Source organism: Streptomyces sp. NPDC034085, assembly GCF_055575555.1.
This window is the reverse complement of the sequence record NZ_JBVISL010000001.1, coordinates 506656-518576: the sequence shown is the minus strand read 5'-3', so window position 1 is coordinate 518576 and position 11921 is coordinate 506656. Positions and strand designations below refer to the sequence as shown.

Sequence of the window (11921 nt, the reverse complement as noted above, 5' to 3'; positions counted from 1 at the left end):
CCGCCCGTGACCCCGCGCCTCGAACGCCGGCGAGGCCGGCATACCGAGCTCCGCCCCGAGGAAGGGTCCGGGCGCACCCGGGGGAAGGCGGGGCGGTTACCGGCCCAGGGGCCAGGCCACTGCTGCCGGGGTCTGGTCCGCCGCACCCGCGTACTGGGCGCAGGCGTCCGTGAGGGTCTCCAGGAGCGTCAGCGGGTCCGGCAGCGGGTGGCGCACGTCGCGCAGCCAGCTCACCGCGTGGTCGCCCGGGAGGGCCGCCGGGGGGAGCAGGACGTAGCTGCCGCGGCAGTGCCAGCGCAGGCCGGGGTGTTCGTCCATCGTCTCGGGGTGGCAGTCCAGTTCGCAGGGCCACCACTCGTCCTCGTCCTCCGGCGTCCCGCGGGTCGCCGTGAAGAAGAGCATCCGGGCCTGGTCGCCCGTCCCGCCGGACTCGGCGACGGGGCCGACCTCGATGCCGGCGGCCAGCAGGCGCTCCAGCGCGCTGCGCCCGGCCTCCAGGGGGACGTCCAGGACGTCGTGCACCATGCCGGTCGCGGTGATGAAGTTGGCCTGGGGCTGGGTGCGGGCCCAGCGCTCGATCTGCGCGCGGTCGGTGGTCGACTGGGTCTGCCAGGCGAAGGAGACGGGGTGCCGGGCGGGGGTGGGACAGCCGATGCGGTCGCACGAACACCGGTAGCCGGCGGGGTGGGCGGCCGGGGCGACCGGCAGGCCCGCGGCGGCGACGGCGATCAGGAGGGCTTCGCGCTCCTTGCCGGGGTCCTCCGGGGCGGGTTTCGAGCGGCGGCGCAGCCACTGCGCGATCCTGCTCTGCTCGCCGCGTTTGACGCGGCCGGATCCAGACCCCATCTATCCCCTACCTCACCGTTGCCCCGGCAGACCGTTCCATGGTCCCACCATCGGGAGCACCGGGTGACCGCACCCCCCGATCGGACTCCTCGACCGAGTTCCCCACATAACCGCATCATCCGGCCATATGGTTCCCGGCCATGCTGCTGTCACCGGCCCGTCGGCCGCCCCGCGGTGACGTATCCCACGCCGCCCAGCACCGCGTCCACCAGCGCGTCCGCGTACGCGTGCGTCAGCGGCGCGGTCCGCATGAGCCACCGGTACGTCAGCGGGCCCACCAGCATCTCCACCACCAGTCGTAGGTCGGTGTCCGCCGGGAGCTGACCGGCCTGCTGGGCGGCGCGCAACCGCGTCTCGTACAGCGCGAGCTGGGGTTCCAGCAGCTTCTCGGTGAAGCGGGCCCCCAGCTCCGGGTCGGCCGCCCCGGCGGCGGTCAGGGCGCGCGCGGGCGCCTCGTACCGGGCGTCGCCGAACTCGTCGGCCGTGGCGCGCAGGACGGCCTTCAGGTCCGCCGCGAGGTCCCCGGTGTCCGGGAAGCCGCTCCAGCCGCCGTCCGTGCCCGCCTCCCCGGCCAGCGCCAGTGAGGCGTCCAGCAGCACGGCGGCCTTCGAGGGCCACCAGCGGTAGATGGTCTGCTTGCCGACTCCCGCGCGGGCCGCGATGGCCTCGATGGTCAGCTTGTTGTAGCCGACCTCGCCGACCAGTGCGAGCGCGGCGTCGAGGATGGCCCGCCGGGAGCGGTCGCTGCGGCGGGTGGCGTCGGGGGACTTGTTCACCGGTCCAACGTACCAAGCCGGTCCGAGACGTATCGTCTTTCAGCCGTTGTGGTAAACCACCCGATCAGTTCACTGCGCGGCCACCTCGGAGGAGGGACGATTCTCTCGGCACACGCACCACACCACGTGTCCGCAGTCAGTCGTGAGGAGCCTTCTTTGCGCAGAGACGCCACACCCCGGCGCTACCTGATGTGCCCACCCGCACACTTCAAGGTCACGTACTCCATCAACCCGTGGATGGACCCCGCGAAACCGGTGGACCTGCCCCTCGCACTCGCCCAGTGGGAAGACCTGAGGGACCGCTACCTCTCCCTCGGCCACACCGTCGAGACCCTCGACCCCGATCCCGGCCTGCCCGACATGGTCTTCGCCGCGAACGGGGCCCTCGTCGTGGACGGCCGGGTGCTCGGCGCCCGCTTCGCCTATCCCGAACGCGCGGCGGAGGCGGAGATCCACCTCGACTGGTTCCGCGCGCACGGCTTCGCGGACGTCCACGAGCCCTCCCACGTCAACGAGGGCGAGGGCGACTTCGCGGTCACCGCCACCTACATCCTGGCCGGCCGCGGCTTCCGCTCCAGCCCGCTCTCCCACGACGAGGCGCAGGAGTTCTTCGGCCGCCCCGTCATCGGCCTCGACCTGGTGGACCCGCGCTACTACCACCTGGACACGGCGCTCTGCGTCCTCGACGGCGACGAGATCATGTACCACCCGCCGGCGTTCTCCCACGGCAGCCAGGCCGTCCTGCGCAGGCTGTTCCCGGACGCCCTGCTGGTGGAGGCGGCCGACGCGGCGGCCTTCGGCCTGAACTCGGTCTCCGACGGGCGGCACGTGCTGCTCCCGCAGGCCGCGACGGGGCTGCTGGCACCGCTGCGCGACCGGGGGTTCGAGCCGGTGCCGATGGACCTGGGCGAACTGCTCAAGGGCGGCGGCAGCGTGAAGTGCTGCACCCAGGAGCTGCGGCCCTAGGGGGACACCCCCTGGGGCTCAGCGGGGGTCGGCGGGCGGCCACTGCTCGCCCCACTCGACGTCCCGGGCCGCCTTGTAGAGGTCGCCGTGGCGCTTGGTGACGGTGGCCCGGGACAGGCCCGCCTCCCGCGGACCGCACAGGTCCAGCAGGACGAGCCCCTTCCGGATCTGCGGCCTGCGCGTGATCCGGGAGGGGACCGGTGCGACGGGGAAGCGGGTCGCCGCGACGTAGCTGAACTTCTCGTCCTCGTACGGCAGCGACCCGCCCTTGACCTGCCGGTGCAGGGAGGAGCGGCTGACCCGTGCCGAGAAGTGGCACCAGTCCTGCCCGACCTCGATGGGGCAGGTCCCGTCGTGCGGGCAGGGCGCCGCCACCGTCATCCCGGCCGCGATCAGCTGCTCGCGGGCCTCGCGGATGCGCAGGTACCCCTCGGGGGTGCCCGGCTCGATCAGCACCACCGCCCGGCCCGCGCGGGCCGCCTCGGCGACGACCGCCAGGCGGGCCTGCGCGGTCAGCTCGCCGAGCACGTACGACACCGTCACCAGGTCCGCCTCGGGCAGGCTGATCCCGCTGCCGATGACGGCCCTGCGCCACTCGGCCGCGCGCAGCACCCCGGAGGACGAGCGCCCCGCCAGCTCCTTGCCGAGCGCCAGGGCCGGCTCCGCCCAGTCCAGCACCGTCGTCTCGCGGGGCCCGTCCCAGGTGGCGTCCACCGCCCAGGTCGCGGCCCCCGTCCCGCCGCCCACGTCCACGTGCGAGCCCGGCGCCCAGTCGGGGGCGGCCGTGGCCAGCCCGTCCAGGGCGGAGCGTACGGCTTCGAAGGTGGCCGGCATCCGGTACGCCGCGTACGCCGCGACGTCGGAGCGGTCGCGCAGCACGGGAGCGTCGGTGGGGGTGGTTCCCCGGTAGCTGGCGATCAGGCGCTCGACGGCGGCCGTAGCCTGCTTCGGCGGGAGCCCGTCGAGCAGCCCGGCGAGGGCGCTGCGGAGGGTGTCGGCGGTGGTGGGGGCGGGGGCGGCGTTCACCTCCGAAGTTTACGGCGCCCCGGGCGCGCCGGACGCGGGCGGTCCGGACGACGCGGGCGGGCCCGCCGGTGCTTCCGCCGCAGCCGAGGCTTCCGCCGCGTCCGGTGCTCCCGGCGCGGCCATGGCCTCCCGTGCGCGCCAGGGCCGGCACAGCCCGAGGAAGCAGGCCACCGCCAGCAGCGAGCAGCTCAGCTGGACCAGCGCCATCGGCACCGCCGTGTCCTCGCCCGCGATGCCGACCAGCGGCGAGGCGACCGCCCCGACCAGGAACGAGGAGGTGCCCAGCAGCGCGGACGCCGACCCGGCGGCGTGCGGGGTGCGCATCAGGGCCTGCGCGTTGGTGTTGGGCAGCACCAGGCCCATCGCCGACATCAGCACGAACAGCGCGGCGGCGACCGGAACCAGCCCGGCCTCTCCGAACACCCCGGCCGACATGAGCAGCAGCGCGACGGAGGCGGCGGTGATGACCGCGAGCCCGGCGGCCAGCGCCTTGTCCAGGCTGACCCGGCCCACCAGCAGCTTGCCGTTGACCTGGCCGACCGCGATCAGCCCGACGGAGTTCAGGCCGAACAGCAGGCTGAAGGCCTGCGGGGAGGCTCCGTAGATCTCCTGCACGACGAAGGGCGAGGCGGAGATGTACGAGAAGAGCACCGCGAAGGCGAAGCCGCCCGCCAGGGTGTAGCCGGCGAAGACCCGGTCGCCGAGCAGTCCGCGCATGGTCCGCAGCGCGGCACCCACCCCGCCGGTCTGGCGGCGTCCGGGCGGCAGCGTCTCGCCGAGGCTGCGCCACACCAGGAGGGTGAGGGCGAGGCCGACGGCGGTGAGGACGAGGAAGACCCCGCGCCAGTCGGCGAAGCGGAGCACCTGGCCGCCGATGAGCGGGGCGATGATCGGGGCGGTGCCGGATATCAGCATCAGGGTGGAGAAGAAGCGGGCCATCTCCACCCCCTCGTACAGGTCGCGGACGACGGCCCGCGCGATCACGATGGCGGCCGCCCCGGCCAGGCCCTGGAGCAGCCGGAAAGCGATGAGCAGCTCGGCGCTCGGGGCGAGGGCGCAGATCGCGGTGGCGAGGACGTAGACGGCCATGCCGGTCAGCAGGGGCCTGCGGCGTCCCCACTTGTCGCTCATCGGGCCGATGACCAGCTGGCCCAGCGCCATGCCGGCGAGGCAGGACGTGAGGGTGAGCTGCACGGTCGCGGCGGGGCTGCTCAGGGCGGCGGTGACCTCCGGCAGGGCCGGCAGGTACATGTCCATGGACAGCGGGGGGAGCGCGGTGAGGCCGCCCAGGACGAAGGTGACCAGCAGCCCGGTGCGGCGCGCCGCGGCCAGGGGGGCGCGGGTGGCGGGGTCGGCGGGGGACTTCGGGGACGACGGCTCGGGCGACGGTCCCGGTGAGGAGGCCGTCGAAGGGCCACTCTCCGACATGCGGAACTCCAGTCTTTTGATCTGCTTTATGCACCCCTGACCGACCCATGCTCTCAGCTGTCGGAACGTCCCGGGCCGGATGTCCGCTGTGACGTACTCTGCGGCCCCATGAGCGCACCCGTGAAGAAGATCGCCGTAGTGACCGGAGCCGGTTCCGGGATCGGCCGCTCCGTGGCCCTGGCCCTGGCCGGCGCCGGCTGGTCGGTCGCCGTGGCCGGGCGCCGCACCGAGCCCCTGGAGGAGACGGCCGCGGCGGCCGGAGCGGGCGCGGACGTGCTGCCCGTACGGGCCGACGTGAGCGACCCGCAGGACGTGGCCGCGCTGTTCGCGGCGGTGCGGGAGCGGTACGGGCGCCTCGACCTGCTCTTCAACAACGCCGGCACCTTCGGCCCCGGGGGCGTCCCGCTGGAGGACATCGCGTACGAGGCCTGGCGACAGGTGGTGGACGTCAACCTGACCGGCTCGTTCCTGTGCGCGCAGGCGGCGTTCCGGATGATGAAGGAGCAGGACCCGCAGGGCGGCCGGATCATCAACAACGGCTCCATCTCCGCCCACGTGCCGCGCCCGAACTCCATCGCCTACACCGCGACCAAGCACGCCATGACCGGCCTGACCAAGTCCCTGTCGCTGGACGGGCGCCCGTACCGGATCGCGTGCGGGCAGATCGACATCGGCAACGCGGCGACCGAGATGACCGAGCGCATGCAGACCGGCATCCTCCAGGCCAACGGACAGCTGGCGGTGGAGCCGGTGATGGACGCCGCCGACGTGGCCCGCACCGTGCTGCACATGGCGGAGCTCCCGCTGGAGGCCAACGTCCAGTTCGCGACGGTCATGGCCACCGCGATGCCGTACATCGGGCGCGGCTGACCGGACCCCGATGACGGATCATGGCCGCATGACCGATACCGAGACACTGCGCTACACGGCCTTCTCCGAGGACCCGGAAGGCGGCAACCCGGCCGGGATCGTCCTCGACGCCGCCGGCCTGGACGAGGCCGCCATGCTGGGGATCGCGGCCCGGCTCGGCTACAGCGAGACGGCCTTCCTGACCGCCCCGCCGGAGGGGTTCGGCGGCGAGCCCGGCCGGGCGTTCACGGTGCGGTACTTCAGCCCGAAGGCGGAGGTGCCGTTCTGCGGGCACGCCACCGTCGCCACCGCCGTGGCGCTGGCCGAGCGCATCGGGCCCGGGGACCTGCTCTTCGCCACCCCGGCCGGAACCGTCCCGGTCACCGTCACCGCCGAGGAGGGCCGGCTGCGGGCGACCCTGACCAGCGTCGCCCCCCACACCGAGGAGATCGCCGCGGCCGACCTGGCGGAGGCGCTGGCCGCCCTCGACTGGCCGCGGGCCGACCTGGACCCGGCCTTCCCGCCGCGGATCGCCTTCGCCGGAGCCCGCCACCTGGTGCTCGGCGCCGCCACCCGCGCCCGGCTCGCGGACCTCGCGTACGACTTCCCCCGGCTGGAGGCGCTGATGCGGCGCCTGGACCTGACCACCGTCCAGCTGGTGTACCGGTCGGGCCCGGCCGAGTTCCACGTACGCGACCCCTTCCCGGTCGGCGGCGTCGTGGAGGACCCCGCCACGGGAGCCGCCGCGGCCGCCTTCGGCGCGTACGCCCGCGAGCTCGGCCTGGTGCCCGAGCAGGCGGAGCTCACCCTCCACCAGGGCGAGGACATGGGCCGCCCCGGCACCCTGACCGTGACCCTCCACGCGGCCGACCCCCGCGTACGGGTCGGCGGCGCGGCCGTCCGGATCCCCTGACGGGAGCTCGCACGAACGGCCCGGCCGCCTTCCGCGGGGGAAGGCGGCCGGGCCGTCGGGTGTGCGTACGGGTCAGTCCCGGGCGGGGCCGCTCGCCGACGCCGCCGGAGCCGCGGTCGCGGCCGGGGAGGCCGAGGAGCGGCCGGAGCGGGCCGGGAGCAGGAAGAGGGCCAGGACCACCGCCAGGTACAGGCTCCACACCGTCAGCTGGAGCACCGTCGGGTCCGGCTGGAAGTTGAAGACGCCCTTCAGCAGGACGCCGTACCAGCTGTCCGGTGCGATCACCCCGCTGATGTCGAAGGCCCGGTCGCGCAGGCCGCCCAGGAAGCGGGCCTCCTGGAGGTCGTGGACGCCGTACGCGAGGACGCCCGCGGCCACGATCACCAGCATCCCGCCGGTCCACTGGAAGAACTTCGCCAGGTTGATCTTCAGTGCGCCCCGGTAGAAAAGCCAGCCCAGGACGATGGCGGTCGCGATGCCCAGCAGGACGCCGATCAGCGGGGCCGAGGAGCCCTCGCCGCTCGCCCGTACCGACGCCCACACGAACAGCGCCGTCTCCAGGCCCTCGCGGCCCACCGCCAGGAAGGCGGTGGCGACCAGCGCGCCGGTGCCCATGGCGAGCGCCGAGTCCAGCTTGCCGTGCAGCTCGGCCTTCAGGTGCCGCGCGGTGCGCTTCATCCAGAAGACCATCCACGTCACCAGGCCCACCGAGATGATCGAGAGGCTGCCGCCGAGCAGCTCCTGCGCCTCGAAGGTGAGCTCCTGCGTGCCGAACTCGAGCAGTGCGCCGAAGGCGAGCGAGATGCCGCAGGCGATCCCGATGCCGAGCCACACCGGACGCAGAGCGGCCCGGTTGCCGGTCTTGACCAGGTACGCGACGAGGATGCAGACGACCAGGCTGGCCTCCAGCCCCTCGCGCAGGCCGATCAGATAGTTGCCGAACACGGCGTTTCCTCTCCGGCGGGGACTACGCGAACAGCGTCCGGCCCCACCAGTCGTCCTTGTCGCGGACGCCCGGCGGGACGGCGAAGACGGCCGAACCCACGTGCTGGATGTATTCGTTCAGGACGTCCGACTTCGCCAGCTGCCGCTGGATCGGGATGAAGCCCTTGCGGACGTCGCGCTGGTAGGCCAGGAAGAACAGGCCCGCGTCGAGCCGGCCCAGGCCGTCGGTGCCGTCGGTGAAGGAGTAGCCGCGGCGCAGGATCATCGCCCCGTTGTTGCTGTCGGGGTGCGCGAGGCGCACGTGCGCCTCCGGCTTCATCGCCTTCAGGAACGGCTCGTCGCGCTCCTTGGACTTGCCCACCGGGGCGCCCTCGCCCTTGTCGCGGCCGAAGATGTCCTCCTGCTCCTGCAGGGGGGTGCGGTCCCAGATCTCGATGTTCATCCGGATGCGCCGGGCGACCAGGTACGAGCCGCCGGTCAGCCAGTCGCTGCCGTCGCCGGCGCCGACCCACACGTGCTTGTCCAGGGCGGCGGTGTCGGTGCCCGAGATGTTCCGGGTGCCGTCCTTGAAGCCCATCATGTTGCGCGGGGTCTGCTCGTCGGGGGTCGTGGACGAGGTCTTGCCGAAGCCGAGCTGCGACCAGCGCACCACGGTCTTGCCGAAGCCGATGCGGGCGAGCTGGCGGATGGCGTGCACCGCGACCTGCGGGTCGTCGGCGCAGGCCTGCACGCACAGGTCGCCGCCGGAGCGGGCCTGGTCCAGGTTGTCGCCGGGGAAGAGCTCCAGGTCCACCAGGGCCTCGGGGCGCTTGCCCTCCAGCCCGAAGCGGTCCTTGGCGAACAGGCCGGGGCCGAAGCCGATGGTCAGGGTGAGGCGGGAGGGCTTGAGGCCGAGGGCCTCGCCCGTGTCGGTGGGCGGGGCCTCGGGCGCGCCCTCGTACACGTCGCCGACCGGGTGCCCGGCCGTCATCAGCCGGGCCGCCGCCGTCCAGTCCTTGAGGAGCTTGACCAGTTCGTCGCGGCTCTTCGTCTTCACGTCGAAGGCCGCGAAGTGCAGCCGGTCCTGGACGGCGCTGGCGATACCGGCCTGGTGCTCGCCGTGGAAGGGCACGGCCGCCCCGGCGGAGCCCGCCGGGGAGATGTCGGAGCCGCTGCCGAACGCGGCGACGGCACCGCCGGCCGCGGCCGCGCCGACCGCGAGGCCCGCCCCGCCCCAGCCGAGTACGGAGCGGCGCGAGGGCGCGCCCGCGGCGCCCGTGGTCTCTTCCGACACCTGGTCGGTCATGGTGGATCTCCCGCCTCTGCCTGGCTGTGGACTACTTGACGACCGCGGCGGCCAGCTTGGAGAGCGGCTCGCCCAGGGCGCTCACACCGTCCGACAGCTCCTTGCGCTCGGCCTCGCCGACCTTGTCGTACGAGGTGAACTCGTAGCCGTTCTTGTCGGCGCGGTACTTGTCGAGCAGGGTGTTCAGCGCGGCGAACTGGGTGTCGAGCTGCTTGGCCAGCTCGAGGTCGTTCTTCGCGGTGACCGTCTTGAGGAGCTCGTAGGACTTCTCGGCACCCTCGACGTTGGCCTTGAAGTCGACCAGGTCGGTGTGGCTGTAGCGCTCTTCCTCGCCGGTCACCTTGCCCGTGGCGACCTCGTCGAGCAGCTCCTTGGCGCCGTTGGCCATGGAGGTGGGGGTGATCTCCGCCTGGCCGACCTTCTTCTGCCATTCGGTCAGGTCGGTGATCAGGGTGTCGGCGAGCTTCTTCTCGTCGTCGCCGATCTTTCCGTCCTGGAAGAGGGACTTCTCCAGGCGGTGCCAGCCGGTCCAGTCCTTCGCCGGGTCCTGGCCGGCCTCCAGGCCGTCCTCGCGGACGTCGACCTTCGGGTCGATGTCGCCGAAGGACTCGGCGACGGGCTCGGTGCGCTCCCAGCCGATGCGGGAGGGCGCGTAGGCCTTCTTCGCGGCCTCCAGGTCGCCGGCCTTGACGGCGTCGGCGAAGGCCCGGGCCTTCGGGAGGGTCTCGTCGGCCTGCTCCTGGACGTACTTGCGGTACGCGGCGACGGCGGCGTCCAGCTCGGGGCTGCGCTTCTCGGTCCCGCCCTTGCCGGTCGCCTTGGTCTTCGTGCGGATGCCGTCGCCCTTCATGCCGGGCTTGCAGACGAAGGCGTAGTCGCCCGCCTTGATCTCGGCGGTGATGGTGGCCTTGGTGCCGGGGCCGATGTTCTCGCGCTCGGCGACGATCCGGTCGTCCGGGAAGAGCACGTACAGCTCGGTGACCTTGGAGCCCTTGTTCTCGACCTCGATGGTGACCTTGCCGGCCGGGAACTCCGTCTGGGAGACCTCGCAGGCGCTGTCGGTCGCGTTCACGTGGATCGCGCCGGAGCCGCCCTTGTCGCTCTTCTCCGCGCATCCGGTCACTGCGGTGAGCGCGGCCGCCGCTGCTGCGGCGGTGAGGACGGTGAGGCGGGCGGGGCGCATGTGGGCTCCTGGCGGGGGTGAAGACTGGGGGGACGGGCCGGTGAGGCGGACCTAACTTAACCGAGGCTTACCTGACCGATACCCACTCGTCCAGTGATTCAGCTCTCACCTTCAGGCCCCGGACACAAGCCCGTCACGGCCCCTCCATGACCGTCTCAAGCGAGAGTCAAGCGGAAGTCAAGTGCCCGTTCGCCTTCCGAACGCCGACCCGCCTCCCGTCCGCCGGGCAGGTCCGCGGTCGCCGCGGTCCGCCCGGAGCGCGGGGCGGCGGCCGGTCGCGCACGCCGTGCTTGAATGCCAGCGTGAACGATCTAGACGTGATCAGGGTCTTCTGCGCGGGTGACGGCCGGCACGGCAACCTGCTCGGAGTCGTCCGCGACGGCCGCACCTGCCCGGACGACGCGTCCCGGCAGGCCCTCGCCGCCGAGCTGGGCTACAGCGAGACGGTGTTCGTCGACGACCCCGAGCGCGGGGTCGTCGACATCCGCACCCCCGGCACGCGCATGTCCTTCGCCGGGCACCCGCTGGTCGGGGTCGCCTGGCTGCTGGACATCGAGGAGCTCCAGCCGCCCGCCGGTCCCGTGTGGGCGCGCGACGACGGGGAGTTCACCTGGATCACGGCCCGCCCCGAGTGGGTCACCGGCAAGCGCACCGAGCAGTACCCGAGCCCCGCCGAGGTCGACGCGCTGCCCGCGCCGCCGCCCGGCGAGGGCTGGCTGTACGCCTGGGCCTGGGAGGACGAGACCGCGGGCCGGATCCGCGCCCGGGGCTTCCCGCGCCGCCCCGACGGCGTCATCGCCGAGGACGAGGCCACCGGCTCGGCGGCGATCCTGCTCACGGCGCAGCTGAACCGCGCCCTGAACATCACCCAGGGCGCGGGCTCCCAGCTCCTCACCGCCCCGAACCCCGACGGCACGGTCGAGCTCGGCGGACGGGTCCGCTTCGCCTCGTGACGCGACCGCGCGGAAGGAGGGCCGGCCGGGTGCACCCGCACCGGCCGCCGGCCCTCCTGCGCCCGCATCGCCCGGCCGGGGCCTACGCGCTCAGCCGGAACTCCTCGCCCAGCTCGCGGAAGACCGCGCCGTTGAAGTCGAAGGCCCGCTTGCACTCGTCGACGATCCGCTGCTTCTCCAGGTCGTCGGCGGCGATGGCGTCCAGCAGCTCCCGGTAACCCCGCTTGAAGGCGGCCGGGTTGGCGATGTCCGCGAAGACGTAGAACCGCACGCCGTCCCCCTTGCGCTCGAAGCCCCAGGCGCGCTCCGCCTTGTCCCGGATGATCTGGCCGCCGGAGAGGTCGCCCAGGTAGCGCGTGTAGTGGTGGGCGACGTACCCGCCAGGCCAGGAGGCCGCGCACTCGGCGACCCGGTCCGCGTACGCCCGCGTCGCCGGCAGCGCGGTGACCGCCTCCCGCCAGCCGGGGCCGAGCAGGTGCGCCAGGTCGCGTTCGATCTCGGCGACGCGCATCAGCTCGGGCCGGATGAAGGGACCCGCCACCGGGTCGTCCCGCAGGGAGCCGGCGCCCTCCTCCAGCGCCCGGTACACGAACCAGAGCTGCTCGGTGTAGCGGGTGTACGCGTCCACGCCCAGCCGTCCGCCGAGCATGTCGCTCATGAACGTGGAGGTCTCGGCTTCGGTGTGCTGCTCGTGCGAGGCGACACGGATGACCGTGGAGAAGGCGTCCAAGACTGACCTCCGGAGGAGAGG

At 73.1% G+C, this 11921-nt stretch carries 12 protein-coding genes; 4 read left to right on the top strand and 8 right to left on the bottom strand.

From position 1 onward, the window contains the following. Positions 1-96: 96 nt before the first annotated feature. The gene (locus ACZ501_RS02425) at positions 97-846 is read right to left on the bottom strand and encodes a bifunctional DNA primase/polymerase (protein WP_361609057.1); all 750 of its coding nucleotides are present in this window, start codon (positions 844-846) and stop codon (positions 97-99) included. Positions 847-995: 149 nt separating this feature from the next. After that, positions 996-1622, bottom strand: a complete 627-nt coding sequence (locus ACZ501_RS02420; RefSeq protein WP_468791880.1) for a TetR/AcrR family transcriptional regulator — start codon at positions 1620-1622, stop codon at positions 996-998. A gap of 126 nt (positions 1623-1748) precedes the next feature. Here ACZ501_RS02420 and ddaH point away from each other — a divergent pair, with 126 nt between their 5' ends. After that, positions 1749-2588, top strand: a complete 840-nt coding sequence (gene ddaH / locus ACZ501_RS02415) for a dimethylargininase (protein WP_361609061.1) — start codon at positions 1749-1751, stop codon at positions 2586-2588. 18 nt (positions 2589-2606) lie between these two features. On the opposite strand, the gene ACZ501_RS02410 is transcribed toward ddaH, so the two are convergent. Beyond that, positions 2607-3614 (bottom strand): small ribosomal subunit Rsm22 family protein, encoded by a 1008-nt coding sequence (locus tag ACZ501_RS02410; protein WP_361607341.1) that lies wholly within the window; start codon positions 3612-3614, stop codon positions 2607-2609. Positions 3615-3623: 9 nt separating this feature from the next. Beyond that, positions 3624-5042, bottom strand: a complete 1419-nt coding sequence (locus ACZ501_RS02405) for a multidrug effflux MFS transporter (RefSeq protein WP_468791878.1) — start codon at positions 5040-5042, stop codon at positions 3624-3626. 108 nt (positions 5043-5150) lie between these two features. Here ACZ501_RS02405 and ACZ501_RS02400 point away from each other — a divergent pair, with 108 nt between their 5' ends. Further along, positions 5151-5912: an SDR family oxidoreductase gene (locus tag ACZ501_RS02400; protein ID WP_361607335.1), complete on the top strand. Its 762-nt coding sequence runs from the start codon at positions 5151-5153 to the stop codon at positions 5910-5912. Between the two features lie 28 nt (positions 5913-5940). Further along, the gene (locus tag ACZ501_RS02395; protein ID WP_468791875.1) at positions 5941-6804 is read left to right on the top strand and encodes a PhzF family phenazine biosynthesis protein; all 864 of its coding nucleotides are present in this window, start codon (positions 5941-5943) and stop codon (positions 6802-6804) included. Positions 6805-6876: 72 nt separating this feature from the next. Here ACZ501_RS02395 and efeU read toward each other — a convergent pair whose 3' ends face one another. The 3 genes from efeU to efeO are packed head-to-tail and all read right to left on the bottom strand — an operon-like array spanning position 6877 to position 10217. Then, positions 6877-7749: an iron uptake transporter permease EfeU gene (gene efeU / locus ACZ501_RS02390; protein WP_361607329.1), complete on the bottom strand. Its 873-nt coding sequence runs from the start codon at positions 7747-7749 to the stop codon at positions 6877-6879. Positions 7750-7771: 22 nt separating this feature from the next. Then, the gene (efeB, locus tag ACZ501_RS02385) at positions 7772-9034 is read right to left on the bottom strand and encodes an iron uptake transporter deferrochelatase/peroxidase subunit (protein ID WP_361607326.1); all 1263 of its coding nucleotides are present in this window, start codon (positions 9032-9034) and stop codon (positions 7772-7774) included. Positions 9035-9065: 31 nt separating this feature from the next. Further along, positions 9066-10217, bottom strand: coding sequence for an iron uptake system protein EfeO (gene efeO / locus ACZ501_RS02380; protein ID WP_468791872.1), 1152 nt, complete (start codon positions 10215-10217; stop codon positions 9066-9068). Positions 10218-10519: 302 nt separating this feature from the next. Between efeO and ACZ501_RS02375 the strand changes: the two genes are divergently transcribed. Then, positions 10520-11170, top strand: a complete 651-nt coding sequence (locus tag ACZ501_RS02375) for a PhzF family phenazine biosynthesis protein (RefSeq protein ID WP_362459528.1) — start codon at positions 10520-10522, stop codon at positions 11168-11170. An 82-nt stretch (positions 11171-11252) separates the two neighbouring features. On the opposite strand, the gene ACZ501_RS02370 is transcribed toward ACZ501_RS02375, so the two are convergent. Next, positions 11253-11900 carry a biliverdin-producing heme oxygenase gene (locus ACZ501_RS02370; protein WP_468791869.1) on the bottom strand — a complete coding sequence of 216 codons (648 nt, stop codon included), beginning with the start codon at positions 11898-11900 and terminating at the stop codon, positions 11253-11255. Positions 11901-11921: the final 21 nt, after the last annotated feature.